The organism is Mycobacterium sp. NPDC051804 (genome assembly GCF_044452905.1).
GTDB lineage: Bacteria > Actinomycetota > Actinomycetes > Mycobacteriales > Mycobacteriaceae > Mycobacterium.
Genome location: NZ_JBITCD010000007.1, coordinates 493,501 through 520,079, shown reverse-complemented (window position 1 = coordinate 520,079; position 26,579 = coordinate 493,501). Strand labels below are relative to the sequence as shown.

Sequence of the window (26,579 nt, the reverse complement as noted above, 5' to 3'; positions counted from 1 at the left end):
GTGGGGCCGTTGAACGGCTACACCGTCGTCGACCTTTCGGTCGGCATCGCGGGCGCCTACTGCACCAAGCTGCTGGCCGACGCAGGCGCCACCGTCGTCAAAGTCGAACCGCCCGAGGGCGATCCGCTGCGCCGATGGTCGGCTTCCGGTGCCGAGATCGCACCGGGCGACGACGGTGCGTTGTTCAGTTTTCTGGCGTGCTCGAAGCACAGCGTCGTCGCCGACCCGGACGCCGACATCGACTACGTCAACGCGTTGCTCGATGGCGCCGACGCGGTCGTGTGGTCGCGCGGTTCGCTCGTCGCCGAACATGCGGTGCTCACACCCGCCGCGATTCTGTCCGCACACCCACACCTGACCGTCACCGCTATCACCCCGTTCGGGCTCGATGGCCCCTGGTCTGACCGTCCCGCAACGGAGTTCACACTGCAGGCGTGGTCCGGTGGCATCGTCGGACTCGGTCGCGGGTCCGCCGACCGCGCACCCGTCTACGTCGGCGGACAGGTCGGGGAGTATCTGGCCGGTGCCTACGCGAGCGCCGCGACACTGGCGTCACGGTTACGCGGCGGTGCCGAACTCGTCGACGTGTCGATGCTGGAGACCCAGATCCTCGGCCTCACCTACTATCCGGTGGCCTACTACGAGATGTTGGGCAGGCCGTGGCGCGACGCCAGACGACTGACAGTGCCCGGGATCGCCCGAGCCAAGGACGGTCTCATCGACATCGGCTGCGGCACCGCGCAGCAGTGGTTCGACCTGTGCGCGATGACCGGACACCAAGACTGGATCGACGAAGACTCCCCGCTGTCCATCACCGAACAGGCGAACGAGAAGTCCGAGGCGCTGTACGCCTGGGTCGAGAGTCAGACCGTGGACGAGATCAGAGATCTGGCTACCGCGTTTCGGATTCCCAACGCCCCGGTGGCCAACGGCGCCAACATCACCGGCCTCGACCATTTCGTCGAGCGCGGGTCGTTTGTAGTCAACCCGCGCGATGGATTCTCCCAGCCCGGGCATCCCTATCGAACGACACCCTCGGTGCTGCGCCCGCCAGAGTCGGCGCCGCGGCTGGGCGAACACACGGAGCGTTATCGCACTCAAGATGGTGTTTCGGCTCGCGAAAGCGAGGTTCTCTCGAGGGGACTGCCGTTCCAGGGCCTGCGCGTACTCGACATGACGACCTTCTGGGCGGGGCCGTCGTGCACACACATTCTCGCAATGCTGGGCGCCGAAGTCATCCACGTGGAGTCGACGCGGCGGCCCGACGGCACCCGGCTGATCGCAGGCATCCCCGTCACCGAGGAGCAGTGGTGGGAGAAGTCGCCGATCTTCTCGGGGCTCAACACGAACAAGAAGGCGGTGACGCTCGACCTGCAGAGCGCCGCCGGGCGCGGTGTACTCAACCGCCTCATCGCGACCTGCGACGTGATCGTCGAGAACTTCACCCCCCGCGTGATCGATCAGATCGGCCTCGATTTCGCTGCCGTGCAGGCGATTCGACCGGATGTCGTCATGCTGCGGATGCCCGGCTTCGGTCTAGACGGTCCCTGGCGGGACAACCCGGCCTTCGCATACGTGATCGAGGCGGCGTCCGGGATTAGCTGGCTCACGGGTTATCCCGACCGCAACCCGTATGAGCCGTACTCGGTCGGCGATCCGAACGCGGGTATTCATGCCCTCAATGCCTTGTTGGTGGCGCTGGAACACAGGCGGAACACGGGTCAGGGAATGCTCGTCGAGGCGGCGATGGTCGACGCCGCGCTGAGCGTTGCTGCCGAACAGCTCATCGAGTACTCCGCGTACGGTGCGTTGCTGGAGCGCGACGGCAATCGCGGACCGACCGCGGCACCGCAGAACCTCTACCGCACCAACGAGATCGACGAGTTCGACCGCCCCGACTGCTGGGTTGCGGTCGCCGTCGCGACCGAGCCGCAATGGTCGGGACTGTGCGAGGCCGTCGGGCGCGACGACTGGGCCGCCGACCCGGAGCTGAGCACCGCCGATGGCCGGCGCGCCCGTCACGACGCCATCGACGAGCACCTCGCCGCGTGGTGCGCCGATCGCACCGGCGACGACATCGTCGACTCCCTGTGGCAGCACGGTGTGCCGGTGGCCAAGGTCATGCAGCCGCACCGCCAGACCGAGATTCCGCAACTGGCTGCCCGTGGCTTCTTCGAGGACGTCGGCCACCCGGTCAATGCCCGCACGCCGCACAGCACTCTGCCGTTCACGTTCTCGCGCGGCCCGGAGCGCGTCCACACCGAACCCGCGCCGCTGCTCGGTCAGCACAATTACGAAGTGCTGTCGGAGCTCGGACTCACCGACGAGGAGATCGACGAGCTCGAGGCCCAGGGCGTGATCGGAAATGCGCCGGCGATGGGACCCAGCAAGGCGAAGACGGGCTAGCCTCGATCGGTGGCCATCGATCCGTCGAACATTCTGCTCACCGGCCGCGTCGCGGTGGTGACCGGTGGGGGAGCGGGCATCGGGCGCGGCATCGCCGCGGGAATGGCGGCGTTCGGCGCCTCGGTCGCGATCTGGGAACGTGACGCCGACACCTGTGCAGCGACCGCGGAAGGTCTTGGCGTGCTGGGCCTCGTGGTCGATGTGCGCGACAGCGACCAGGTCGACGCGGCCCTGCAGCGCACCGTCGACGAGCTCGGCGAGGTGTCGATCCTGGTGAACAACGCGGGAGGAGTGTTCAAATCGCCGCTGCTGGACACCACTGAGAACGGCTGGGATGCGCTGTACAAGAGCAACCTTCGCCATGTGCTGCTGTGCACCCAGCGGGTGTCACGGCGTCTGGTGTCCGCCGGCCTACCCGGCAGCGTCATCAACGTCACGTCGATCGAAGGTGCCCGTGCGGCACCGGGCTACGCGGCGTACGCCGCGGCGAAGGCCGGCGTCATCAACTACACCAAGACTGCGGCCCTCGAGCTGGCGAACCACCACATTCGCGTCAACGCGCTGGCCCCCGATCTGACGCTGACCGAGGGAATTATCGCGCTGTCTGGGGGCAGCATGCAGGACGCCGATGCCCCAGGCATTCCGATGAGCCGGCCCGGTCACGTCGATGAGATGGCCGGTGCCGCAGTATTTCTCGCTTCCGACATGTCGAGCTACATCACCGGACAGACCATCCACGTCGACGGTGGCACGCAGGCCGCGAGTGGGTGGTATCACCACCCGCAGACTGGCGAGTACCAACTGGGGCCTGGCTAAACAGTGTCGTTGACTAGTGCGTCCAGCCCTCGGCGATCTGTTCGTCGAAGGCGCGGTCGATGCGCTCGAACCTGCGCTGGATCGAAGGACGCGACGCCTGGTGCGGGATGACGTAGAGACGGTTGGCGAGGATCGCATCGGCCGTCAGCCGCGCGACATCCTCGGCCCGCACCTCCGGGTCGGTCGCGCCCGTCGGCAGGTCCTGCGGAGGCTCCGACCCGGGACCGAAGTCCGAGCTCCGGACCGCCTGACTGTTGGCCATCAAGCCGGTGTCCACGATCATCGGGCAGAGCACCGAAACTCCGATTCCGTTGGCGCGCACCTCCCGTGACAACGTTTCCGCCAGCGCGACGACGCCGTATTTCGCGACGCAGTACGGGCCGAGACCCACATTGGGGATGAGTCCGGCGAACGACGACGTGAAAACGATGTGGCTGTCGTCGGCCTGCGCGATCATCCGCGGCAGGAACGCCTCGACGCCGTGGATGGGGCCCCACAGGTCGACGTCGATCACGAAGCGCCAGTCGTCGTGGCTGGTCTCCGCAATCGGCCCCGCGTAGGCGATGCCCGCATTGTTGAACACCACGTGCACGGTGCCGAACACCCGGAACGCCTCGTCGGCGAGGTGGACGACGTCGTCGAGCTTGCGGGTGTCACACAGCACGCCGTGCACGTCGACGCCGTCGTCACGCAGCGTCGACACCGCGTCCTGCAGGCCGGCTTCGTTGATGTCAGCGAGCATCAGGCGGGCACCGCGGCGCGCAAACTCCTGCGCGGTGGCGAAGCCGATTCCGCTCGCCCCTCCGGTGATGACTGCTGTGCGCCCTTGGAAAGTGTCCACGGCGCGACCCTATGCGGTCAGCGTTGTCCGTTCGGCCGATCCCACGATGGATCACCCAATTTAGCGCGAATGACGCCCCACGGATCGGCATAGATGCCCGGCGCCTTCCAGTACGCGCCTTTGCGTGTCATCACCGCGCGTACGACCGGCACGATCAGTCGCGCCGGATGGCGCTTCCAGCCGAACATGGTGGTGAGTTCGGCCATCATGTCCGACCACGAGTAGTGCTGGAACTGCAGCGCCTCCTGCGCGCGCGTGGTGTCCATCCAGTCCGTCACGAACCAGTCGGCCTCGCTGTCGGGGTTGCCGGGACGCCCGGGCGGTATCGCGCCCGGCATGCCCAACGCCTCGACGAGGGCCGGCGCGAGGTCGCCGTAGCAACGGCGGTGTGACTCGTCACCGGCGATCAGGAGGACCTCGCCTGCGGCGTCCGCAGTGGTCGCCGCGGCACACGCCGATGCGACATCACGCACGTCGACGGTCTGCACCCTGTTGTCGCTCGGCAGCGCGCTCGCGAAGAGCATCGCATCGGCACTCAGCGGCAGCGCCGACATGTCGGCACTGAGCACGCCGCCGAACCGCAGCACCACCCATTCCAGGCTCGACGACTGGACGATCTCCTCGGCCTCGGCCTTAGTTCCGCTGTAGATGTCGACAGGCCGCATTGGGTCGTCGGTTGTCAGGGGCAGGGGAGTGAGGTGCGGATTGCGCGGACCGAACACCGCATTGCTGGACGCGTGGACGAACCGTGGCGGATTCGGTTGCGCCTCGGCAATGCGGACGAGGGTCGCCGTTGCATCGACATTGACTCGTCGCGCCACCTTGGGGATGCGGTAAATCGCCGGGGCGATGATCGCGGCGAGGTGGATGATCGCGGACGGGTCGGTTTCGGAGACCAGCCGCTGAACCTGCTCGGCGTCCGTGAGATCGGTCCACCGGTACTCGACGCCGCGGGGGAGCTTGGACGAGGCCTTGACGTTGGCCGGTGTCTCCAGGTCGGCCACCACCACGCGGCGGCCGTCGGCCGCCAGCCTCCGCACGGTTTCCGATCCCACCAGGCCAAAGCCGCCGGTGACGAGCACGGTGTCAGACATATGTCTCCTACCTGCGGATATGTTATTCTCTTTTTCGGAGAGTACTACTGCTCGGGCCCGGCCGGGTAGCGGGGCACAAAGTTGGGAACAAAGAGATCATGAGTGACGGGGCGGAGAAGAAGGTCGCCAAGTGGGATCCCGATCTCACGCGGCAGATCGTGAGCCGGGTTGGCCCACTCATCAAGCGCTACTTCCGCGCCGAGGTGCGCGATCTGGATCGGATGCCGGCCGCGGGCGGCGCGCTGGTGGTCTCCAACCACTCCGGCGGCATGTTCACTCCCGACGTGCTGGTGTTCGCCCCGGAGTTCTACAACGAGTTCGGCTTCGACCGTCCCGTCTACACGCTCGGCCACGACATGATCTTCGTCGGGCCGGTCGGCGACCTGCTGCACCGCGCCGGCGTCATCGAGGCGAACCGTGAGAACGCCGCCCAGGCGCTGCGCGACGGCGCCGTGGTGCTGGTGTTCCCCGGCGGCGACTTCGACTCGTATCGCCCGACCTTCACCGAGAACGTCGTCGACTTCAACGGCCGCAAGGGATACGTCAGGACGGCAATCGAGTCCGGGGTGCCGATCGTGCCGATGGTCTCGATCGGCGCGCAGGAGACTCAACTGTTCCTCGCGCGCGGCGACTCGATCGCCCGGCGGTTGGGTCTCAACCGACTGCGCGCCGAGATTCTGCCGATCAGCGTCGGGTTTCCGTTCGGTCTGTCGGTGTTCTTCCCGCCGAATGTCCCGCTGCCGTCGAAGATCGTTACCCGTGTCCTAGAGCCCATCGACATCGCGGCCGAGTTCGGTGAGAACCCCGACATCGAGATGGTCGATCTCCACGTCCGGGCCGTGATGCAGAAGGCGCTCGACGAACTCGCCCGCGAACGCCGCTTTCCTGTGCTTGGCTAACGGATCGTGGCCGACACTCTGGGACTCCTTCAAACACTCTGGCGCGCACGACTGATCGCACCGATGCGTCCCGACCGCTATCTGCGGATGGGTGCCGCGGTGCGCCGGGTCGGAATGACGGCCACCTCCGGTTTCGCGACTGCCGCTCAGCGCTGCCCAGACAGCCCGGGGCTGATCGACGAGCGCGGCACCCTCACCTGGAAGCAGCTCGACGATCGCTCCGACGCCCTCGCCGCGGCGCTTCAATCCCTGGCCGGGGGAACTCCGAAAACCATTGCCGTGATGTGCCGCAACCACCGCGGATTCATCGAGGCGCTGGTGGGGGCCAACCGTATCGGCTCCGACGTCCTGCTGCTCAACACTTCCTTCGCGGGTCCCGCGATGGCCGAGGTTGTCGAACGCGAGGGCGCCGACATCGTCATCTACGACGAGGAGTTCGAGGCCATCGTCGACCGGGCGCTGGAAGGCAGGCCCGATACCACGCGCATCCTGGCCTGGACCGACAGCACCGACGCCCCACTGACCGTCGACAAGCTGATCGAACGCCACGGCGGTCAACGGCCCCAGCCCGCAGAGCGCAAGAGCGACATCATCCTGCTCACCTCGGGGACGACGGGAACACCTAAGGGAGCCAAGCGTTCTGCGGGCAGCGGCGGTGCGGGCGACCTCAAGGCGGTGCTGGACCGCACGCCGTGGCGCGCTGAGGAGCCCATCGTCATCGTCGCGCCGACGTTCCACGCGTGGGGGTTCTCGCAGCTGCTGTTCGCGGCGCTGCTGGCCTGCCCGATCGTCACGCGTCGCAAGTTCGATCCAGAAGCGACGCTGGACCTCATCGATCGTTACGACGCCACGGGTCTTGCCGTCGTGCCGGTCATGTTCGACCGCATCATGGATCTGCCGGATGACGTGCGCAACCGCTACAGCGGCAAGTCATTACGCTTCGCCACCGCGTCGGGCTCACGTATGAGGCCCGATGTCGTCATCAAGTTCATGGACCAGTTCGGTGACGTGATTTACAACAACTACAACGCCACCGAAGCGGGAATGATCGCGACCGCGACGCCTGTGGACCTGCGTGCTGCACCTGACACGGCGGGGAAACCAGCTGACGGCACTGAAATCCGTATCTTCGACGACGCCTTCAACGAAGTGCCTACCGGTGAGACCGGGCGGATCTTCGTTCGTAGCGGCACTCTCTTCGACGGCTATACGTCGGGTAAGACCAAAGACTTCCACGACGGCTTCATGTCATCGGGGGACGTGGGCTACCTCGATGCCGAAGGTCGACTTTTCGTGGTCGGCCGTGATGACGAGATGATCGTTTCGGGTGGCGAGAATGTCTACCCCATCGAGGTCGAGAAGATGCTCGCCGCGCACGACGAGGTGGCCGAGGCCGCGGTGCTCGGCGTCGACGACGAGCAGTACGGGCAGCGCCTCATCGCGTTCGTGGTGCTCGAGGCGGGCGCGTCGGCGTCACCGGACTCCCTCAAACAGCACGTCCGCGAGAACCTCGCGAATTACAAAGTGCCGCGCGAGATCACGGTGCTCGACGAGTTACCCCGCGGCAGTACCGGCAAGATCCTGCGCAACGAGCTGCGCAACTCGTGACCTAGCCGGCCGCGGGTGCGGGCGCCATCGCCGTGTCTACGGTGCTCAGAGCCGGCAGCCCCGCGGCCGAACGGATTTCGTTAAGCCCGTGGATCATCGCGTCGGTGGCTTCGTGAATGTCGTTGAACGTCTGGTCGTCGGACAGGATCGAGATGTCCACCTGATCGACGTAACTCCACACCGTCATGTTGAAGGCGCTGCCGGGTGAGAGCACTCCGATGGAGTAGATCTCACTGACCGGCGCGCCACCGATGTGGCCGTTCTCGCGCGGACCGGGAACACTCGATACCGCAACGTTCATCAGTGGGTTGTGTGCGGCGCGCTTGGCTTGCCACCGGAACAGTGCCGGGGTCAACGCAGGCGGCAGGTATTCCATCATCTGGCCCTGCAGTTTGGGGCCGAGAAGGTTGTAGTCCTCCTTGGCGCGGGCGGTCGACAATGACGTCAGCCGCACGCGCTCGAGCGGATCGTCGATATGGATGGGCAACGACACAGAGAGCCCACCGATCTCGTTGCCGGTCACGCGGTCCGGCGATAGGTCGGTACTCACCGGCACCGACGCCATGAGTGGACGGTCCGCGCGTCCGTCGTAACGCAGGAGCAACTCACGCAGGCCGCCCGCGGCGGTGGCCAGCACGATGTCGTTGAATGTCACAGCCAGCGCCTTGGACGTCTCCTTGACTTCGGCCAATGACAACGACGCGGTGGCGAATGTCCGCCCCGGGGAGATCACGTGGTTGAGGAACGTCGGCGGTGTCTTGAACATCTTCGCCAAGTCGGGATGGTCGGTGCGCTCCTTGGCGCGTCGCCGTAGCCGCGAGATCCCCCCGACGGCGTCGCGCGCGAGCCGGGGCAGCATCGCGACATGCGCCATATGGTCGCGGCCCGCCGCTTGCAGTAGCTCGGACGTCGATGGTTCTTCACAGACGAGGTAGTCGTCGTGTTCGTCGGCAGCAGAGCCGGCCAGGTCCATGAGCCGGGCGAGCAGATTGGCCGACGCCACGCCGTCAGCCAGGGTGTGGTGCACCTTGCCGATGAGGGCGAAACGGTCATCGGCCATGCCTTCGGCGAAATGGAACTCCCACAGCGGACGGCTGCGGTCCAGCGGCGTGCTCGCGATCTGGCCGATCACCTCGTCGAGTTCGCGGCGGCCGCCGGGCGCGGGCACCTGCACGCGGCGCAGGTGATAGTCCAGGTCGACCGGGCAGTCTTCCATCCACATCGGGTGGTGCAGTTTCCATGGGATGTCGATCAACCGGTAGCGCAGCGGATCAAGCAGGTGTAGCCGACGCGCGACGGTTCTGCGGAAGACGTCGAACGTGAACTCGCCCGGATAGTCGGCGGCGTGGATGACCGCGACCTTCAGGGTGTGCGTGTGCAGATTCGGCGTCTCGCTGTACAACAGCATGGCGTCCATACCGTTGAGACGCTTCAAATCCACCCCCTGGGGTCGGGTCTATGCAAGCACCCGGATACCCCCGCCCGGTGGGTTTCCCACAAATGAGCTACGCGGCGATGGCGTCCAGCGCCGTGCGCGTCTCCAGGTCGACGAACGCGGCCGAGTACCGCTGCGCGAGCGCCACCGAAATCTCCGCGCTCTGCCACGCGTCGCCGCCCGAGGCCGTCGCCATCCAGATCGCCAGCCCGTGCGCGACGGATGCGCGGTAGCGCAGCCACACGTCGTCGGCGCTGGGCATCTCGTCGGCGGGCAACTCGAGCGCGCCGCGGTACTCGGCGAGCAGATCGCGCTCACCGCGTCGGCGGTCCTCGATGGTGAGCGCGCCCTGGAGAAAGTAGCCGAGGTCCAGGGACCAGTTGCCGCGGCGGGCCATCTGCCAGTCCAGGAAACCGACCTCGTCGTCCGGCAGCAAATAGGTGTTGCCGATGTGGGGGTCGCCGTGGAGCAATGTGGGCGGCGATGTCATCAAGGTGCCGATGTAGCGGGCCCAGATGTCCACGAACAACTCGGTGCCGCTGAGCGCGGGAATCTCCGCGGGCACCGTGTCGCCCAACCGCTCGTGTGCGATGTGCAGCGGGGCATACCGCATGCCTTCGAAGGCGACGAACGGTTCGAGCCAACTCAGAGTCGGATAGGTGTCAAGCCGTTCTCCCCAGAACCTGCTGTGCATCCGCGCAAGCCCGCGCACACCGCTGGCCGCCTGATCGATCGACATCGGCCGCGTGGAGTCGCGCGGATCCGCGCCTCTCGCGACGATGTCTTCCATGATCATCAGGAAGTCGGAGCGATCCTCATCGATCAGCGCCGTGTAGACGGCCGGGTGGTCGAGGCCCAGTTCGACGCCTGAGGTGAACAGTCGCGGCTCGTGATACAGCCCGCTGGTCAGCGCGACGAGTTCGGCATGCTCCGGGTCGACGGCCTTGGCGAACACCGTCGCAGGCCCCGAGCCCGCCGAATACGTCAGCGCCAACCGCGCCCGCTTGTTGGTGCCGTCGTCGCGCAGCACCACCGCCACCTCGTCGACCACCGCGCCGGGATGGTGACGCGACAGTGCCGCCGTCATCCAGTCAGGACTGATGTCGTCCCAGCCGCGCGGCAGCGACAGCTCCGCGACAGTCACGTTGTGTCAGGCCCTATTTCAGGCAGCTGCCGCCGTCGACCGGCAGCGTCACACCCGTGACGTAGCGCGCTTCGTCGGACGCCAGGAACAACACAGCGTTGGCGATGTCCTCGGGCTCGACCCAGCCGATCGGCAGCGTGTGCATCAGCTGACCGACGACCTTCATATCGTCGGGGCCCGGGTTCTCCAGGTCGGGGCGGAACAGCCTCATCGTGCCGTCGTTCATGAACAGCGGGGTGTTCACGTTGGTCGGATGCACTGAGTTGACGCGGATGTTCTGCGCGCCGAGCTCGACGGCGAAGGTTCGCATCAGGCCCACCACACCGTGCTTGGCTGCGACATAGTGGCCGGTGTGCGGGTAGGCCTTCAGGCCGCCGACCGAACTAGTGAGGATGATCGAACCGCCGCGGCCACCCTCGAGGATGTGCGGCACGCCGGCCTTCACGGTCTTCCACACGCCGCCGAGGTTGATGTCGATCATTGCGGTCCAGTCGGTTTCGCTGGTCTTGTCCAGCGTCTGGCCGCCGTTACCGATGCCGGCGTTGGCGACGATGATGTCCAACCGGCCCAGCTGTTCGACGCCCGCGTCGACCGCGGCCTTCAACGCGTCGTAGTCACGGACGTCGACCTCGGCGGTGTAGATGCGGCGGTTGTGCCCCTTCACCAGATCCGCGGTTTCGGCGAGATCTTCCGGCGTCGACGCCTCGATCAGATCGACGGTGTCGATCTTCTTGCAGATGTCGACAGCGATGATATCGGCGCCCTCTGACGCCAACCGAACCGCATGCGCGCGGCCCTGTCCACGCGCCGCGCCGGTGATGAACGCGACCTTGCCTTCTACACGTCCTGCCATGTCTATCAATCCTTTTGGTGGTGGTTGGGTTATTTCAGGGAACGATGGTGGGCATGGATTTCCAGCCGCGGACCGCCGTTGTCTGGGACGGTTCGGCATTCGGCCAGTCGACCTCCCACGTCGGGAACCGCTTCAGGATCTCCTCGAGGGCAATACGTCCTTCCAGCCGGGCCAGCGCGTTGCCCATGCAGAAGTGCGTGCCCGCACCGAATGTCATGTGCGAGTGCTGCTCTCGGTGGATGTCGAAAACATCTCCGTTCGGAGGGAACCGGCGGTGGTCGCGGTTGGCGGCGCCGATCAACAGGAGTATTGCGCTGCCTTCCGGCACCGTCTGACCGTAGTACTCGGTGTCGCGTGTCACGTAGCGAGCCATCTGCAGAGCCGGCGGTTCCCAGCGCAGAATCTCTTCGATCGCCTGCGGGATCAGGGCCGGGTTCTCCACAAGCTCGCGACGCTGATCGGGGTTCTCGGCCAACGTCTTCCCGGCCCAGCCGATCAGGCGCGTGGTGGTTTCGGCGCCTGCCGTGGCGACGACGGTCAGGTACATGAGTAGTTCTTCTCGGCGCAGCCGTCGCACAGTGCCGGTCTCGTCGGTGAATTCCACGTTGAGCAGGTCGGTCATGATGTCGTCGGACGGATGCTCGGTGCGGTAGTCGATGAACTCGGCGAACACCTCCCCCGTGGCCATCAGGTCGACTTCCTTGCTCTCCAGGGTGGCTTCACCATGGTCGGCTACCCGGCGCTGATGCTCTTCCGGGATCCCCAGCAGCATCCCGATCACCCGCATGGGCATCTGCTCGCCGAGGTCGTTGACGAAGTCGAACTTGCCGCTGCCGACGAGCGGATCCAGGCACCTGGCGGTGAATTCGCGGATCTGTGGTTCCAGGGCCAGTACCTTGCGCGGTGTGAACATCCGCGACAGCAGATTGCGCTGGATGTTGTGCAGCGGCGGGTCCTCGAAAATCAGTGTGCCGGGCGGGATCTCCATACCGGACTTGATGATTTCAAGCAGGGCGCCTTTGCCCGAGATGAAGGTTTCGTGGTCGATCAACGCCTTGTTGACGTCGTCGTAGCGGCTCAGTGCGTAGAAGTCGTGTTTGTCGTTGTAGTACAGCGGCGCTTCCTCGCGGATGCGCGCGAACACCGGATACGGGTTCATGTTCAGTTCGACGCTGTACGGGTCGTAGTACAACGCGTCCGCTGTTTTCACGTCGGAATCAGCACTGATCGTCACGGGTCGCCTCTCGCTGGACCAGGAAGGTATAAGACAAATGGCTGCTATTTGTCTCACAACTCTGGCATCGGCCCCACAATGGTGTCAACCAGGGACTCGTTTCGGGCAATTTATACTCTCCGCTTAAAAGAATCGGCTTCTCATCGTTGTTCCGCGAAGCGTAGAAGAGCCTCTTGTCCGTACGACGCGACCAGCACCCCATCCTCGGTGAGCACGTCGCCGCGACCGAAGCTGCGGCCATGTGCGAGCACGGGGCTGTGCTGGCGCAGCAGTAGCCAGCTATCCGTGCGGAAGGGCCGGTGGAACCACACGGTGTGCGACGTGACGGCGGAGGTGAACGTCGTACCGTTGCCGCGCTGATCAGCTCCGTCGATCGGGCGCAATGCGGTGCCGATCAGCGTCAGGTCGGTCGCGTAGGCGGCCAAAGCCGGTGCCAGTTCCTGGTCGACGGCCGGGGTGCGCATCCAGAACTCGAATTCCGGGGGACCGGTGGTTGCCGCGTTGAGGTCGATCGACGCCCTTGTCTCCCAAGGGATCAGGTCGAGCGGGAGTTCGTGCTCCGGACCCAGCACCGGCCCCACGCTCTCGACCTCCTGATGTTCGGGGCCGCCCTCGACCGCGTGCATGCTGATCGACGCGGTGGCGATGACACCACGACTCTGGGTCGCGGTAATGGTGACCGTCGCAAAAGACCGTCCCTCATGCGCTCGAACCGCCTCGTAGCGGACGGGTTCGTCGGCCCGGCCTTCGCGCGTGAAGATCGCGTGCTGGGACTTGACGGCCTTCTCCGGGCACGTCAGCGCTGCGATCCGGAGGAACTGGCCGAGCAATTGACCGCCGAACACCCGGTGGTACTCCAGCCGCTGGTTCCGGCCTTCGAACTCTGCGGTCTCGCCGTCGCCGGCCGACGTCTTCGTGATGTCTAGGCAGCCGAGTAGATCGGTCCAGAGATCGGGCACCCGCTCAGTGTAAGTCAGATTCTCGACGCCGAGAACGTAATTCTCGGGCGGGCTGGGGCTAGCTGGCGGTGAATCCGTGTGCGCAGAAGTCCCAGAGTTCGTCCGCGGTGATCGGATGCGATGTGGCGTCCTCAGCCTCTTCACCGCTGGACTGTGCGTTGAACATCACGGTCTGCATGGTGATGGCGGCCATGCGCTTCGGGTTGATGCCGGCACGCAGCTGACCTGCAGCGCTGGCCTCTTCCATGAGCTCGGTCAGCAGCGCCAGCAGGGGTGCGTGGGCGATTTTGACCTCGGACGGATGTGAGACCAGTAGACGCGGGGCGAAGTCGGTGAACAGCGGCCGCTTGGCAGTGGGATCCGGACGCGAGGACTCGAACAGCAGCTGGATCGCGACCCGCAGCCGCTCTATCGGCTCGTCCGGGCCGTTGGTGGCGGCGCGTATCTGGTCGGCGGACCGGGACAGGGCGTCTTCGAACAGCGCCAGCAGCAGCTCGTGCTTGCCGTCAAACTGCAGGTAGAAGCTTCGTAGCGACTGACGCGAGCGGTCGACGACCTCTTGCACGGTGAAGTCGGTGCTGCCCTTTTCGATGATGATCGCCTGGGCGGCGTCGAGGAAGCGCTGAACGCGCTGAGCGGCCCGGAGCTTCGCGGTTTTGATCGATCGCTCGACCGCGCGCTGCTTCCAGGCGGGCTCTTCGCTGGGAATGGTCACCGGCTGCTCGGATGCGGACCGATTAGGGAGAACATGGACTGACTGTACCGGAGAACGCCTTGCCATTGCGGTCCTCGACCCCCTCGCGGCCAACGTGTCAGAGATTGTAACTTTCTCACTCGGAGAATAGTATTCTCCTTTTACTGGTAACAGAAGTCTTACCAAAAATTTGATCCGCCGGGAGCACTGTGCAGCTGACCTTCGACGCTGACGTCGAGGCGTTCCGTGCGGAGTTCGTCGCATTCCTCGACGAGCACCTGCCCGACGACGATGAGGCACTCGAACGATCGGGGTCCAGCAGCCACGTCCCCGACTGGGCCAGGCGCTGGCAACGGCTCATGTTCGACAACGGATGGCTCTGCCCCGGCTATCCGCCCGAGTTCGGCGGCCGCAATGCCACGATCTTGCAGCAGTACGTCCAACAGGAGGAACTGGCTCGGCGGCGGACGTACCTCACCTTCAACCCGCAGGGCGTCGGCATCATCTCCGCGTCGCTGATCTCGTTCGGCACCCCCGAGCAACAGCGGCGTTGGGCTGTGCCGATCTTGCGGGCCGATCTTGCAGCGTCGCTGGGGATGAGCGAGCCGGGCGCCGGCTCGGATCTCGCGTCGCTGCGTACCCGCGCGGTCCTCGACGGCGACGAGTTCGTCGTCAACGGACAGAAGGTGTGGACGTCGGGCGCCCACGACGCCGACGTGCTGCTGACTTTCGTTCGCACCGATCCGAAAGCGGCCAAACACAAGGGCATCAGCGTGCTGATGATCCCGACCGATCTGCCCGGGGTCGTCCGACGCCCGTTCGCCTCGATGTGCGACGAGGATGACGTCGACTTCAACGAGGTGTTCTTCAACGATGTGCGGGTGCCCGCAGAGAACCTCATCGGCCCGCTGAACGAAGGGTGGCGCGTCGCCAACGGATCGCTCGGCCACGAGCGGAACATGTTGTGGCTCAGCTACGCAGACCGGCTGGAAGAGATGGTCGAGGACTGGCAGCCGTCATCGGCGTTGGACCGCGACCGGTACGCCACGCTGATCATGGACAACCAGGCGTTGCGTCTGCTCGGGTCGGTCGCACTGGCCAGGGCCTCGCGTGGCGACGAGGACCCGTCGGCGATGTCGGTGCTCAAGCTCCTCGGGTCGGAAGCCTCGCAGATGGCGGCTGAGCATGCGCTGTCCGCAGCGGGCCCCGACGCGCTGGCTTCACCTGGGTTCTCCGGCCCCTACAGCGCACACCATCTCGACCTGTACCGCTCGGCGTGGTTCGAGCGCTATGCCCGCACCTACGGCGGCACCATCGCCGGCGGCACCTCTGAAATTCAACGCAACATCATCGCCCAGCGGGTGTTGGGCCTACCTCGAAACTAGGACTGGAACGTGTACATCGAATACGAGGTCGCCGACAAGATCGGGACCATCACTCTGAACCGGCCCGAGGCTGCCAACGCCCAGAACCCGGATTTCCTCGACGAGCTTGATGCCGCCTGGACTCGCGCCGCCGAGGACCCCGAGGTATCGGTGATCATCCTGCGCGCCAACGGGAAACACTTCTCGGCTGGTCATGATCTACGGGGCGGCGGGCCCGTCCCCGACAAGATCACGCTCGAGTTCATCATCCAGCACGAGCACCGCCGCTATCTCGAATACACGCTCAAATGGCGCAACACTCCCAAGCCCTCGATCGCCGCCGTCCAGGGCCGCTGCATCTCCGGCGGTCTGCTGCTGTGCTGGCCATGCGACCTCATCGTGGCCGCCGACGACGCGCTGTTCTCCGATCCCGTCGTGCTGATGGGTATCGGGGGAGTCGAATACCACGGCCACACCTGGGAACTGGGGCCGCGCAAGGCCAAGGAAATTCTGTTCACCGGCCGGGCGATGACCGCCGACGAGGTAGCCGCCACCGGGATGGTGAACAAGGTGGTGCCGCGTGATCAGCTGGATGCCGAGACCAGGGCGCTGGCCGAACAGATCGCGAAGATGCCGACTTTCGCTCTGCGCCAGGCCAAACGCGCCGTCAACCAGACGCTCGATGTGCAGGGTTTCTACGCGGCTATCCAGTCGGTGTTCGACATCCATCAGACCGGCCACGGCAACGCGCTGAGCGTCGGCGGCTGGCCCGTCCTGGTCAACCTCGACGAGATGAAGGCCAACATCAAGTAGCCCAGTGTCCTCAGCGATCGACGTTTCGCAGTAGATGTGCGGGTAAACGTCTGCAAATCGTCGATCGGTGTGACGTCAGAGGTGTCTTAGGCGCGGCTGGCTTCCGCGGGAACGTCGTATCGCGCGATGTAGTCGCCGAACCGCTCCCTGATCTCGTCGGCCTGCAGCCCGTAGTCCTCGAGCCGATATCCGTGGGTGCCGAAGCGGCCCTTGGTGTTCGCCGCCACGGATGCGGTGACCGCAGCACGACCCTGCTCGTCGAGTTCGCGTCCGCATGCGGCGTATATCTTTTCGACGGCGCCAATTGGATCGCCGACGAGGTCTGCGTACTGAACGTCGACGATCTCCCGCTCGGGATGCGCACGCCGGAAGGCTTCGGAACGATCGATCGACTCGGCCAGCAGGTTGGTCCAATGCTCGGCGATGTACGCGGTGTGGTCGGTATCGCTGAACGTACCGGTGAGCGTCGATATCAAGCTGCACGCCGAGGCGCACAACACCGTCGGATCGCGATGTAGAAGAACGAGTTTCGCATCGGGATACTCCGCGGCGAGTGCCGGTAGCGCGATCGCGTGATTGGGGCTCTTCAACGTCCAATGGCCGCGGCGGCCGCCGCTCTGCAGAACTTGCAGCACCCGCCGGTGGTAGGCGTAGGCCGACGCGTAGTCCGCGTCGAGCAGCCACCGGCTGTAGTCGGGAACGTTGGCCATCGCCTCCCAGGTCAGGCTCTTGAAATCCTGGCCGAGCAGCGTGATGCACTCGGTGGGGCCCTCGGCGTCCTCGTGATGGACGACCTTCATCTGAGGGTTCAGCGACTCGAGCATCTCGATGGCCTCATTGGCGGCATCGACCCGTGGACCGGCGCGGTAGGTCTCCGGCGACGGCGGCGGCACGCTGTCGCCGGCCTCCCAGCGCAGTAGCGCGCGGTTCGACGGATCTTGATCGAGCAGCTGGCTCAGGAACGTCGTGCCCGCCCGGAACAGGCCGATCACCACCAGCGGTGCGTCCACCGGCTCATCGCGGACCGCAGGGTGCTGGTTGAGCCAATCGTGGATACGCAGCCGGTTCACCAGGTCGCCGATGATGTTCTGCTCCAACGCGAACCGGCCGAGGTCGTTGAGCTCGGCCTGTTCGGTGGCCGATGCGCACAGCACCGTCAGACCCTCGACGAAGTCGCCGGGTCCGAAGTCGTCGGAGCCAGCCGCCTCGACCGCAGCTGACATGACGGCATCCGGGTTGAGTCCCGGCGAGTGCGTGCTAGTCACCCGCGACCGTCACGACCGTACGGCCCTTCGTGCGCCGCTGCTCGTGATCGTCGAGCGTCGCCGCGACCTGATCCATCGTGATGGTCCGTCCGACCACGGGCCGCACTGAGTTGGCGGCGACGAGGTCCAGCAGCGCCGCATGCACTTCGCGGCCGACCTCGGCGCCGAACATGTTCAGCCCGAAGCGACGGAAATCGACCGGCAACTCGCCGTAACCGAGGATGACGCCGAGGACCGAGAAGTTGCCCATCGACACCTTGCGCAGCGGGCGGCCGGTGAGCCCTGACTGCGGGTCGTCGTTGAAACCGACTGGCAGGTAACGGCCTTCGCGGGCCATACAGGTCCAGATCGTCTCGGTGAGGTCGCCGCCGACCAGGTCGACGGCGACGTCGACGCCCCGGTTGTCGGTGCGCGCGTTCACCTCGTCGAAGAGGTCGGCGGAGGTGTGGTCGATGAAGGAGGCGCCGAGCTCTTCGCACAGCCGACCTTTCTCGGCACCGCCTGCGACGGCGATGACGGTGGCACCCGCGGCGACACCGAGCTGGATGACCGCCGTGCCGACCGCGCTCGCGCCGCCGACGACGAGCAGGGTCTCGCCCGCGGCGAGCTTCGCCCGTCTATGCAGCGCCAGGTACCCGACGTGGAACGGCAGCGTGAAGGCCGCCGCGGAGACATCGTCGAGTTCCGGTGGCGCCTCGAATGTTCCGGTCACCGGTGCCACCGCGAATTCGGCGATACCGCCCAGCGACTGCTTGGTCATGGCCACCACCCGGCGGCCCACCCATTCGGTCGCGCCCTCACCCGCCGCGTCGACCACGCCGCACACGTCCATGCCGAGGGTGAACGGGATCTGGCCCATGACGCTGGCCACGGTGCCGCGACAGCGGGCGATGTCACCAAAGTTGATCGAGGCGGCCGACACCGCGATACGAACCTCTTCCGTGCCGGGCTCGGGAATCGCCACATCCTGCACCTCGAGCGCCTCTGCTGGAGCGCCATGCTTGACGACGCGCACTGCCTTCACAGCGGAGAGGTTAGTAAGCAGGGGTGCTTATGTCAACGAGTGGCAGGTGCGGCGATCGCGGCGGCGGCCATCGCGACCAGGTTCGCGACGAACGGTTCGTGCTCGAGCTGTGGCCGACCATGTCGTGCGCGTCGCTCCAGCAGTCGTGCGCGGTCCGCGATCGCCCGCAGAATGAACATCACCATCAGCGAGAACCGTTCGGTGCGAAGCTCATTGGTGAGATGCCCCGTGCGCTCGGTCAACAGCGCGAAGACGTCGTCGCCACCAGTGCTGGCCAGCACGGCCTGCAACTCCGCGCTGTACTGCGCGCGATCCTCGCCGGTGAGCTCGGCGATGATCAGCAGGCAGCATCGTCCGCGCCAGCCGCTGTCGGCGAGTTCAGCCGCGGGGCGGACGAGCGCTTCGATGACGGATTCGAGCCCCTCCTCGTGTTTGGCCACTTCGAGCAACTCACCTTCGCGGTGGGCGAGAAACTCCGCATGCCGCTCGATCACCGCGCACAGCACGCCGTCGCGCGAACCGAAGTGGTAGCGCAGTGCCGCCCGGTTGCGCTGGCCAGCCTGGCGGGTGATGTCGATGAGCGAGGCGTTGAAGACGCCGTCCTGCGCGAAGGCGCGGGCCGCGGCATCCAGCAGATCCGCCCTGGTCTTCGACGCGTCGGGTGGCATCCGAGCAGTGTAGGGTTCTTCACGTGCCTGACGGGTCGATCGCACGCACCCGGCGTTGGTAATCAACCCGCTAAGCGCGCCGAGTCCGTCCGCGAGACCTAAAGGTTGGCGACGCGGGGGACCGAGCCCCGGGCACGCAGCCCCGCTCCGGCCCTGCGCGTGAGTTCTCTTGAGCTGCCGAGCAACCCGTCGAGCACCAAGCTGCGCTCGATGTGGTGATGCAATTCGTGTTCGGCGGTGAATCCGATGCCGGCCAGCACCTGCTGACAGTGCTTGGCGGCGGTGAGTGCGGCCTTGCCCGCGGCCGCCTTGGCAAGCAACGCGGTCAGGTCAGGGTTGTCGTCGCCGGGCAGGCTCAACGCAGCCTCCGCACCTTCGATCGCCACCAAAGTTTCGGCGAGCCGGTGCCGGATGGCCTGGAACGACGCGATGGGCCGGCCGAACTGCACCCGGTCCAGTGCGTGCTGGCGTGCCAGGGACAGCATCGCCCGCGCCGACCCCACCAGCCACCAGCCAACCGCACGGCGTGCGTCCGGCAGCCGCGGATGTCCACCCTCTTCGACCCGGCGTAGTGGCAGCCCACCCAGTGCCGAGCTCTCGTCGGCCGCTGCGTAATCCCACACCACCCAGCCCCCGCCCGCATAGGGGAGTGCCGGGTTCGAGCCTTCTTCAGGGCTGGATGCCAGTAGCACGACATCGTTGAGAACCGAAGCGTGTGAACCGGTTTCGCCCAGCAAGCGGAATACCAGCGGTATCGCCACCTCAGAACTGTCGGACAACATTTCCGCCCAGCCGAGCTCGGCCAACGCGGCATCCAACTCGGCGCCGGAGGTCGACAGCATGGTCTTGCGCAGTCCGTCTTCGAGCAGTTCGAGTGATTCGGCGTCCCAGTCCGATTGTCCGGCCACGATCACTCCTTCCCGAGGTCGAGGAGGCGGCGGGCGATGATGTTGCGCTGCACTTCGGCGGTGCCGCCGTAGATGGTGGCCGCTCGCGAATACAGGTACTCGGTGCGCCATTCGGTGTCGTCGAGCTCGACGACACCGGGCAGCAGATCATGCGCGGAGTTGTAGAGCTGCTGTTCGGCGCCGGCCAGCAGCACCTTGTCGATCGACGTGTCCGGGCCGAGCTTGCCGCCGTCGGCCAGCCGCAACTGGGTGGCCCGGGACCGGCATCGCAACGTGTGCAATGCCAGATACGTCTCGCCCAGCTCCAGATCCACCTCTTGGCCGAGATGCTTGACCTCTTTGACCAATGCGTCGAACCGCGAGTACAGGTAGGCGATGCGTTGCCAGAAACAGGTCGAGCGTTCGTAGGGCAGCAGGTCCATCGCGAGTTGCCAACCGTCGCCGGGGTTTCCGAGCATGCGATCGGCGGGCACCACCACGTCGTCGAAGTAGACCTCGCAGAATTCGTCGACGCCGTGCATGGTGCGCAACGGGCGGACGTCCACTCCGGGACTGTCCATGTCGACGAAGAAGGCGGTGATCCCCGAATGCCCGGGTCCGGTCCGTGTCAGCAGGACGCAACGCTTGGCGTACTGCGCGAAGCTGGTCCACACTTTTTGACCGTTGATGACCCACTCGTCGCCACGCTGTTCGGCGCGCGTGGAAAGCGACGCAAGGTCACTGCCCGAGCCGGGCTCGGAGAAGCCCTGACACCAGGTCTCCTGACCGGACAGCAACCTTGGCACCATCTCGGCGGCGAGTTCGGGGCGGGCGTAGTCGATCATCGTCGGGGTCAGCACCTCGAGCATCGAGTACGGTCCCGGATCGTCGAGGCGGCGGCCGACGACCTCTTCGCCGACGATGGCGCGCAGGATCATCGGGCCACCGAGTCCGCCCGCTGATTCGGGCCAGCCCCAGCGCATCCAACCGGCGTCGTAGAGCTCCTTGAGCACGCGGGCGTGCTGTGTGTGATGGGCGTCGAGCGAGTGGTCGCCGGGAGGCGGGGTCAGGTCATGGCTGTCCAGCCAGGCGATCAGCTGTGACCTGAATTCGGCGACGGTCTCGAAGTCGGTGCCCGCCGTCAGTCCGGTGGTCATCCCGCCTCCGGCCTGCCGATCGCGTGCGGGCGGCCCGAGTCGTGTTCCCCGCTGCGCCGGATGAAGGTCATGGCACGGGTCTTGAGCCGCCACCCGTCGGCCGTGCGCAGGTAGGTGTCCTTGTAGTAGCCGATACGCATGTCGTGCTTGGAGTGCTCGATGAAGCACAGTGGCTGTGTCCCGGTGGCGGCGTCCGGGTTGTCGGGATCGAGGTCGATCAGCGCGGTTCCCGTCATGAACAGGCCTTTCGGTGCCGCGTCGACCAACTCCGGGAACCGCGCGAGCGTGTAGGTCGAGCCGAACGCGCTGTAGGTGCCGTCGGGGGTGAAGACAGAGATCAGCCCGTCGATATCGCCCTGTGTGATGGTGACCGCGTACTTGGCGAGCGTCTGCTGGATCTCGACCAGGTCATCAATTCGATTGGTCATGTCGGTAGACCTTACCGTCCTTCATTACAAAGTTGACGTCCCGTGTAACGGTGATATCGGCTAGCGGGTCACCGGGCACGGCGATGATGTCCGCGAGATACCCCTCGGCGATGCGGCCGAGGTCTGGTTTGTCGATCAGGTCGGCGGCGACGACGGTGGCCGCGCGGAGCACCGCCGCAGGCGGCATGCCCCAATCGACGAGCGTGACGAGTTCATCGGCGTTCTTACCATGGGGGATGGCCGGCGCATCGCTGCCGACAGCGATTTTGACGCCGGCCTTGTATGCCGCCTCAATCGACGTGCGCGCTTTGGGGAACATCTCGGCAGCCTTGTCCTGCAACTCCTTTGGTGCGCGCGACACGTCCATGGCCTCCGCGAGGCGGCGGGTGGTCACCAGGAACCGGTCGTTGTCGACCAGCTTCTGGATGGCCTCGTCGTCCATCAGGAAGCCGTGCTCAATGCAGTCGATACCGCACGCGACGGCGTGCTTGACCGCTTCCGCGCCGTGGGTGTGGGCCGCTACCTTCAGGCCGCGCCGGTGTGCCTCGTCGACGATCGCCCGCAGCTCTTCGTCCGAATAGTGCTGTGCGCCAGCCTCACCCGTCATCGACATGACCCCGCCGGAGACGCAAACCTTGATCAGCTGGGCACCGTGCTTGATCTGGTAGCGCACGGCCTTGCGGATCTCGTCCACGCCGTTGGCGATGCCCTCTTCGATCGTCAGGTCCAGCGCGCCCGGCATGAACGCGGCGAACATCGTCGGGTCGAGGTGACCGCCGGTCGGCGTGATCGCGTGGCCGGCGGGCACGACTCGTGGTCCGTCGACCAGGCCCGCGTCGATGGCCCGCGACAGAGCTACGTCCAGAAGGTATCCACCGGTTTTCACGAACAGACCCAGGTTGCGCACCGTCGTGAAGCCGGCGCGCAGGGTGCGACGGGCGTTGCCGATCGAACGAATCGTTCTGGTGGGCGGGTCATCCTGGACCTGGGACAGACCCGGCGACTCGCCGCGCCCACCCATGAACAGGTTGACTTCCATGTCCATCAGGCCAGGCAGCAGGATGGCGTCACCGAGATCGATCACTTGATCGTCGGGATGCTCGGCACCGCCGACGCCGACTATCCGGTTATCCTCGATCCGAACGATTCCCGGCCGGACGATCTCCCCGGCGTCGACGTCGAGTAGACCCGCTGCTTTAAGCGTCAGCACGCTCAGACCACCGGCTCCTTGATGAGGTTGATGTATGCGGCGCCGCTGTCGAGTACTCGCGGCTGCTTCCACACCTCGACGGGGAAGCTCACCATGACGATGGACTGACCAAGGTGTACAAGGGCCTTCGCGTCGTCGGGCATGCCTTTGAGCGGGAAACGCGCGTCGACGTAGACCATGATGTCCTCGAGGCGCGCCATCCCCGCATCGTAGAGCTCCTGCATCTCGGCCATCGTGGAGTTCAGCCGCTTCTGATAGCGCTCTTCCTCAGTTGGCAGGCACCAGTCGCTGAAACGCTCGAGATCGGCGAATTCCTCAGGCAATTTAGGCATTTGCAACATCCTTCTCGGTCTTGGCGGGAGCCGAGCCGTTGGACCCGTTTCCGTTGGCCAGCGACTCCTTGTACCGGTCGACGTACTTGTGCGCGGTGTGGTGCAGGTGGCGCAGCAGGATTTCCTGGTCGCACAGCGGGAAATCGAGCACCGCGCGGGTGCCGATCTGTGTCTGCGTGGCCTCCAGCGTGTTGGCGTCCTGGAATGCGTACTCCTTGAACGTGACCGCGGCCAGTTCCTGGGAGAGCCGCTCGCGCAGGTTCTTCGGCGGTACGAAGTACAGGTCGGCCTCGAAGATGTGGGTGTCCACACCGGTCGGCCAGTAGTTGTACGTGAGATACCAGCCCGGTACCCAGAAGAGCAGGGTGAAGTTCGGGAAGAACTCGAACGAGTCCTGGCCCCATGTCTTGTGCCGGCCGGGATTGATCGCCGGCGGCAGTTCGTCGGGGAGGATTCCTGCGATGTCCGGGCGGTCCCACGGGCCGAACAGGCCACTGTGCAGGATCCGTTCGATGGGCTTGACCATGTTCAGATCCTTGGGTGGGCTCATGCCGCCCCAGGACGAGATCATCGAGTGGTCGCCCTTGATGTCGTAGTGCAGCGCCTCGAAGCCAAACTTGGCCAGCTTCTCGGCTTCCTCCTTCTCCGCCTGCTTCATGTGCAGGATCGGTGCGTGGTAGAACTCGACGAAGGCGTCGATGAACAGCTTCCAGTTCGACTTGATCTCCGAGCGGTAGCTGTAGTGCTCGGTCATCTCGTGGAAGGGATAGCCCTTCAGCCCCTCGGCGAACTCGCCCAGATACTCCTCGAGCGAGACCGCATCGTCGTCGAAGTTGACGAAGATGAAGCCTTCCCACACCTCGCAGCGCACCGGCTTGAGCGGGTAGTCGGCCTTGTCGATGTCGAAGAACTCCTGCTCCTGCTGAATGAAGGTCAGGTCGCCCTTGAGGTTGTAGCGCCAGGCGTGGTACTTGCAGACGAACTGACGGCAGGTGCCGGACACTTCTTCGCCGGGGTAGTCGTTCCACACCAACTTGTTACCGCGATGGCGGCACATGTTGTAGAAGGCACGGACCTGATCACCGTCGTTGACGATGACGATCGACGTGCCCGGGCCGACCGAGGGGAGCTCGCGCGTGATGTAACTGCCCTTCTTGGGAATCAGCTCCACACGGCCCATTTGCAGCCAGGTCTTGCGAAAGATGGCCTGCTGCTCCAGCTTCCACTGCTCGGGATCGATCGAATCCTCGTAGTTGACCGGCGCGGTGCCGAGCTCAGGCCAGTTCTCTGTCCAGCTGCCAGCGTCGGGCTTCTTGAAAAATGCCACGGTTTGTCTACCTCTCCTGGTCGGGTTGTACGCCGAAAGTTTTCAAAGCCATCGCCACGGTGATGTAACACCCGACGAGAAAAACGAAGTCCATCCGTTGGCGGTCGTCGAACTTTTCGCCCAACGCGGCCCACGTCTCGTCAGACAGTTCGAATTTGTCCATCAACTCGTCAACGCCGGAAATGACCGCGCGGTCGAAGTCGTCAGCAGCTTCGCCGCGTTGGACGGCTGCAATGTCGTCGTCGGTGAGTCCCTCGTCGCGGCCCATCCGGACGTGCTGGCCCCACTCGTATTCGGAGCCGGTTCGGTGCGCGACCCGCAGGATCGCGAGTTCACGCAGACGCGGCGGCAGCGTGGAGCGGAACAGCAGGTGGACGTTGAACTTGAGGAACTCTTTGGTCAGCGCGGGATGCCGAACGAAGGTCGAGAGGATGTTGCTCGCCTTCTCGGGGTTGCGTCGCTCCCTGGGAAGCATGACCGCGAGTGCATTGTCGACGGCGTCGTCCCACTGGTCCGCGGGGAGCGGGGGCAGTCGCACGGGCTGGTTCCTCTCGTTCACGAGAATCAGGTTCTCATATTTCGCCAATAGATTTCCACCTTTCCGACAGATGGTCAATCCCACCGTTGGGATGTGCCGGTCAGTGACCTGCCACTTAGGGGCCAACGGTGCTGCAAGGAGGCCATGCGGACCGTTTCGGACATTGATTCTCGCCGCAAGAGAAGCTAGTTTCCTCAGATAGAGAACATCACTGGGTAACTAGTGTTGGTGCTATCACAGATTTCGGACATGGCCGCCACGAAGGGAGCAGGCATGAACAAAGAAGACATGATCCTGATCAGCGTTGATGATCACATCGTCGAGCCACCGGACATGTTCAAGAATCATCTGCAGAAGAAGTACCTGGATGAGGCGCCGCGGCTGGTGCACAACCCCGACGGCAGCGACACCTGGCAGTTCCGCGACATCGTGATCCCCAACGTCGCGTTGAACGCGGTCGCCGGCCGGCCGAAGGAGGAGTACGGGCTGGAGCCGCAGGGCCTCGACGAGATCCGCCCCGGCTGTTACAAGGTCGACGAGCGGGTGAAGGACATGAACGCCGGCGGCATCCTCGGTTCGATGTGCTTCCCCTCGTTCCCCGGCTTCGCCGGCCGGCTGTTCGCCACCGAGGACCACGACTTCTCCCTTGCGCTGGTACAGGCCTACAACGATTGGCATGTCGAGGAGTGGTGCGGCGCCTACCCGGCGCGGTTCATCCCGATGACGCTGCCGGTGATCTGGGATGCCAAAGCATGCGCTGCGGAGATTCGCCGTAACGCCAAGCGCGGCGTGCACTCGCTGACGTTCACCGAGAACCCGGCCGCCATGGGGTACCCCAGCTTCCACGACTTCGACTACTGGAAGCCGATGTGGGATGCCCTCGTCGACACCGACACCGTGCTCAATGTCCACATCGGGTCCTCGGGGCGGCTGGCGATCACCGCGCCGGACGCACCAATGGACGTCATGATCACGCTGCAGCCGATGAACATCGTGCAGGCCGCCGCGGATCTGTTGTGGTCCAAGCCGATCAAGGCCTACCCCGATCTGAAGATCGCGTTGTCTGAGGGCGGCACCGGCTGGATTCCGTACTTCCTGGAGCGCGCTGATCGCACCTATGAGATGCACTCGACGTGGACGGGGCAGGACTTCGGCAAGCAGAAGCCCTCGGAGGTGTTCCGCGACCACTTCCTGACCTGCTTCATCTCCGATCATGTCGGGGTGGCTCTGCGGAACGATGTGGGTATCGACAACATCTGCTGGGAAGCGGACTACCCGCATTCCGACTCGATGTGGCCCGGCGCGCCTGAGCAACTCGACGAGGTGCTCACCGAGCACAATGTGCCCGACGTCGAGATCAACAAGATGACCTACGAGAACGCCATGCGCTGGTACCACTGGGACCCCTTCACCCACATCACCAAGGAGCAGGCCACCGTCGGTGCGCTGCGCAAGGCGGCCGAAGGCCACGATGTCACCATCCAGGCGCTCTCGAAGAAGGAGAAGACAGGCGCGAACTTCGCCGACTTCGCCGCCAACGCCAAGGAATTGACCGGCAACAAGGACTGAGTCCTTGCGATTAC

General features: G+C 65.1%; 25 protein-coding genes. 7 read left to right on the top strand and 18 right to left on the bottom strand.

Features of this window, described 5'->3' with window-relative positions:
* Both ACIA48_RS28430 and ACIA48_RS28425 read left to right on the top strand, forming a co-directional pair.
* On the top strand, nucleotides 1–2,406 hold the full coding sequence (locus ACIA48_RS28430) for a CoA transferase (protein ID WP_396739345.1): 2,406 nt from the start codon (nucleotides 1–3) through the stop codon (nucleotides 2,404–2,406).
* A 9-nt stretch (nucleotides 2,407–2,415) separates the two neighbouring features.
* Nucleotides 2,416–3,222 (top strand): SDR family NAD(P)-dependent oxidoreductase, encoded by an 807-nt coding sequence (locus tag ACIA48_RS28425; protein WP_396739343.1) that lies wholly within the window; start codon nucleotides 2,416–2,418, stop codon nucleotides 3,220–3,222.
* 13 nt (nucleotides 3,223–3,235) lie between these two features.
* Here ACIA48_RS28425 and ACIA48_RS28420 read toward each other — a convergent pair whose 3' ends face one another.
* The gene (locus tag ACIA48_RS28420; protein ID WP_396739341.1) at nucleotides 3,236–4,063 is read right to left on the bottom strand and encodes an SDR family NAD(P)-dependent oxidoreductase; all 828 of its coding nucleotides are present in this window, start codon (nucleotides 4,061–4,063) and stop codon (nucleotides 3,236–3,238) included.
* 17 nt (nucleotides 4,064–4,080) lie between these two features.
* Nucleotides 4,081–5,157: an NAD-dependent epimerase/dehydratase family protein gene (locus ACIA48_RS28415; protein WP_396739339.1), complete on the bottom strand. Its 1,077-nt coding sequence runs from the start codon at nucleotides 5,155–5,157 to the stop codon at nucleotides 4,081–4,083.
* Between the two features lie 98 nt (nucleotides 5,158–5,255).
* On the opposite strand from ACIA48_RS28415, the gene ACIA48_RS28410 reads away from it, so the two are divergent.
* Entirely contained in the window at nucleotides 5,256–6,056 is an 801-nt protein-coding gene (locus ACIA48_RS28410; protein WP_396739337.1) for a lysophospholipid acyltransferase family protein, read from the top strand.
* A gap of 63 nt (nucleotides 6,057–6,119) precedes the next feature.
* On the top strand, nucleotides 6,120–7,664 hold the full coding sequence (gene fadD12 / locus ACIA48_RS28405; protein WP_396739532.1) for an acyl-CoA ligase FadD12: 1,545 nt from the start codon (nucleotides 6,120–6,122) through the stop codon (nucleotides 7,662–7,664).
* Between the two features lies 1 nt (nucleotide 7,665).
* Here the strand turns inward: fadD12 and ACIA48_RS28400 are convergent, their stop codons facing one another.
* The 6 genes from ACIA48_RS28400 to ACIA48_RS28375 all read right to left on the bottom strand — a co-directional run bounded on the left by ACIA48_RS28400 (nucleotide 7,666) and on the right by ACIA48_RS28375 (nucleotide 14,070).
* On the bottom strand, nucleotides 7,666–9,099 hold the full coding sequence (locus ACIA48_RS28400; RefSeq protein ID WP_396739335.1) for a wax ester/triacylglycerol synthase family O-acyltransferase: 1,434 nt from the start codon (nucleotides 9,097–9,099) through the stop codon (nucleotides 7,666–7,668).
* A gap of 70 nt (nucleotides 9,100–9,169) precedes the next feature.
* The gene (locus tag ACIA48_RS28395; RefSeq protein WP_396739333.1) at nucleotides 9,170–10,243 is read right to left on the bottom strand and encodes a phosphotransferase; all 1,074 of its coding nucleotides are present in this window, start codon (nucleotides 10,241–10,243) and stop codon (nucleotides 9,170–9,172) included.
* Between the two features lie 13 nt (nucleotides 10,244–10,256).
* A complete protein-coding gene (locus ACIA48_RS28390; protein ID WP_396739331.1) occupies nucleotides 10,257–11,096 on the bottom strand; it encodes a mycofactocin-coupled SDR family oxidoreductase in 840 nt (279 codons plus the stop codon).
* Nucleotides 11,097–11,130: 34 nt separating this feature from the next.
* Nucleotides 11,131–12,330 (bottom strand): cytochrome P450, encoded by a 1,200-nt coding sequence (locus ACIA48_RS28385; protein WP_396739329.1) that lies wholly within the window; start codon nucleotides 12,328–12,330, stop codon nucleotides 11,131–11,133.
* A 140-nt stretch (nucleotides 12,331–12,470) separates the two neighbouring features.
* The gene (locus ACIA48_RS28380; RefSeq protein ID WP_396739327.1) at nucleotides 12,471–13,289 is read right to left on the bottom strand and encodes an acyl-CoA thioesterase; all 819 of its coding nucleotides are present in this window, start codon (nucleotides 13,287–13,289) and stop codon (nucleotides 12,471–12,473) included.
* A 58-nt stretch (nucleotides 13,290–13,347) separates the two neighbouring features.
* Entirely contained in the window at nucleotides 13,348–14,070 is a 723-nt protein-coding gene (locus ACIA48_RS28375) for a TetR/AcrR family transcriptional regulator (RefSeq protein WP_396739325.1), read from the bottom strand.
* 122 nt (nucleotides 14,071–14,192) lie between these two features.
* Between ACIA48_RS28375 and ACIA48_RS28370 the strand changes: the two genes are divergently transcribed.
* Together ACIA48_RS28370 and ACIA48_RS28365 are read left to right on the top strand one after the other, a co-directional pair.
* Nucleotides 14,193–15,368, top strand: a complete 1,176-nt coding sequence (locus tag ACIA48_RS28370) for an acyl-CoA dehydrogenase family protein (protein WP_396739323.1) — start codon at nucleotides 14,193–14,195, stop codon at nucleotides 15,366–15,368.
* A 9-nt stretch (nucleotides 15,369–15,377) separates the two neighbouring features.
* Entirely contained in the window at nucleotides 15,378–16,160 is a 783-nt protein-coding gene (locus ACIA48_RS28365) for an enoyl-CoA hydratase (RefSeq protein ID WP_396739321.1), read from the top strand.
* Between the two features lie 86 nt (nucleotides 16,161–16,246).
* Here the strand turns inward: ACIA48_RS28365 and ACIA48_RS28360 are convergent, their stop codons facing one another.
* The 10 genes from ACIA48_RS28360 to ACIA48_RS28315 all read right to left on the bottom strand — a co-directional run bounded on the left by ACIA48_RS28360 (nucleotide 16,247) and on the right by ACIA48_RS28315 (nucleotide 24,996).
* Nucleotides 16,247–17,425 (bottom strand): sulfotransferase family protein, encoded by a 1,179-nt coding sequence (locus ACIA48_RS28360; protein ID WP_396739320.1) that lies wholly within the window; start codon nucleotides 17,423–17,425, stop codon nucleotides 16,247–16,249.
* Nucleotides 17,418–18,449, bottom strand: a complete 1,032-nt coding sequence (locus ACIA48_RS28355) for a zinc-binding dehydrogenase (RefSeq protein ID WP_396739318.1) — start codon at nucleotides 18,447–18,449, stop codon at nucleotides 17,418–17,420. Before ACIA48_RS28355 ends, ACIA48_RS28360 begins: the two co-directional genes overlap by 8 nt.
* Before the next feature lie 32 nt (nucleotides 18,450–18,481).
* Complete coding sequence (locus ACIA48_RS28350; RefSeq protein WP_396739316.1) at nucleotides 18,482–19,117, bottom strand: TetR/AcrR family transcriptional regulator; 636 nt, start codon at nucleotides 19,115–19,117, stop codon at nucleotides 18,482–18,484.
* Nucleotides 19,118–19,215: 98 nt separating this feature from the next.
* The gene (locus tag ACIA48_RS28345) at nucleotides 19,216–19,959 is read right to left on the bottom strand and encodes an acyl-CoA dehydrogenase family protein (RefSeq protein WP_396739530.1); all 744 of its coding nucleotides are present in this window, start codon (nucleotides 19,957–19,959) and stop codon (nucleotides 19,216–19,218) included.
* A 68-nt stretch (nucleotides 19,960–20,027) separates the two neighbouring features.
* Nucleotides 20,028–21,161: an acyl-CoA dehydrogenase family protein gene (locus ACIA48_RS28340; protein WP_396739314.1), complete on the bottom strand. Its 1,134-nt coding sequence runs from the start codon at nucleotides 21,159–21,161 to the stop codon at nucleotides 20,028–20,030.
* On the bottom strand, nucleotides 21,158–21,589 hold the full coding sequence (locus ACIA48_RS28335; RefSeq protein ID WP_396739312.1) for a nuclear transport factor 2 family protein: 432 nt from the start codon (nucleotides 21,587–21,589) through the stop codon (nucleotides 21,158–21,160). The genes ACIA48_RS28340 and ACIA48_RS28335 overlap by 4 nt, the downstream gene beginning before the upstream one ends.
* Complete coding sequence (locus ACIA48_RS28330; RefSeq protein WP_396739311.1) at nucleotides 21,573–22,799, bottom strand: amidohydrolase family protein; 1,227 nt, start codon at nucleotides 22,797–22,799, stop codon at nucleotides 21,573–21,575. Before ACIA48_RS28330 ends, ACIA48_RS28335 begins: the two co-directional genes overlap by 17 nt.
* A 2-nt stretch (nucleotides 22,800–22,801) precedes the next feature.
* Nucleotides 22,802–23,131 (bottom strand): hypothetical protein, encoded by a 330-nt coding sequence (locus tag ACIA48_RS28325; RefSeq protein ID WP_014212219.1) that lies wholly within the window; start codon nucleotides 23,129–23,131, stop codon nucleotides 22,802–22,804.
* Entirely contained in the window at nucleotides 23,124–24,458 is a 1,335-nt protein-coding gene (locus ACIA48_RS28320; RefSeq protein WP_396739309.1) for an aromatic ring-hydroxylating dioxygenase subunit alpha, read from the bottom strand. Before ACIA48_RS28320 ends, ACIA48_RS28325 begins: the two co-directional genes overlap by 8 nt.
* Nucleotides 24,459–24,465: 7 nt before the next feature.
* Nucleotides 24,466–24,996, bottom strand: coding sequence for a carboxymuconolactone decarboxylase family protein (locus ACIA48_RS28315; RefSeq protein WP_396739528.1), 531 nt, complete (start codon nucleotides 24,994–24,996; stop codon nucleotides 24,466–24,468).
* A gap of 273 nt (nucleotides 24,997–25,269) precedes the next feature.
* On the opposite strand from ACIA48_RS28315, the gene ACIA48_RS28310 reads away from it, so the two are divergent.
* Complete coding sequence (locus ACIA48_RS28310; RefSeq protein WP_396739307.1) at nucleotides 25,270–26,565, top strand: amidohydrolase family protein; 1,296 nt, start codon at nucleotides 25,270–25,272, stop codon at nucleotides 26,563–26,565.
* Nucleotides 26,566–26,579: the final 14 nt, after the last annotated feature.

What these genes read in the sequence shown, in the direction of transcription:
- ACIA48_RS28335 (WP_396739312.1), bottom strand. Translation starts at nt 21,589, where the DNA reads ATGACCAATCGAATTGATGACCTGGTCGAGATCCAGCAGACGCTCGCC.
- ACIA48_RS28410 (WP_396739337.1), top strand. Translation starts at nt 5,256, where the DNA reads ATGAGTGACGGGGCGGAGAAGAAGGTCGCCAAGTGGGATCCCGATCTC.
- ACIA48_RS28415 (WP_396739339.1), bottom strand. Translation starts at nt 5,157, where the DNA reads ATGTCTGACACCGTGCTCGTCACCGGCGGCTTTGGCCTGGTGGGATCG.
- ACIA48_RS28390 (WP_396739331.1), bottom strand. Translation starts at nt 11,096, where the DNA reads ATGGCAGGACGTGTAGAAGGCAAGGTCGCGTTCATCACCGGCGCGGCG.
- ACIA48_RS28345 (WP_396739530.1), bottom strand. Translation starts at nt 19,959, where the DNA reads ATGCTGTCGACCTCCGGCGCCGAGTTGGATGCCGCGTTGGCCGAGCTC.
- ACIA48_RS28325 (WP_014212219.1), bottom strand. Translation starts at nt 23,131, where the DNA reads ATGCCTAAATTGCCTGAGGAATTCGCCGATCTCGAGCGTTTCAGCGAC.
- ACIA48_RS28310 (WP_396739307.1), top strand. Translation starts at nt 25,270, where the DNA reads ATGAACAAAGAAGACATGATCCTGATCAGCGTTGATGATCACATCGTC.
- ACIA48_RS28340 (WP_396739314.1), bottom strand. Translation starts at nt 21,161, where the DNA reads ATGACCACCGGACTGACGGCGGGCACCGACTTCGAGACCGTCGCCGAA.
- ACIA48_RS28350 (WP_396739316.1), bottom strand. Translation starts at nt 19,117, where the DNA reads ATGCCACCCGACGCGTCGAAGACCAGGGCGGATCTGCTGGATGCCGCG.
- fadD12 (WP_396739532.1), top strand. Translation starts at nt 6,120, where the DNA reads ATGCGTCCCGACCGCTATCTGCGGATGGGTGCCGCGGTGCGCCGGGTC.
- ACIA48_RS28375 (WP_396739325.1), bottom strand. Translation starts at nt 14,070, where the DNA reads ATGGCAAGGCGTTCTCCGGTACAGTCAGTCCATGTTCTCCCTAATCGG.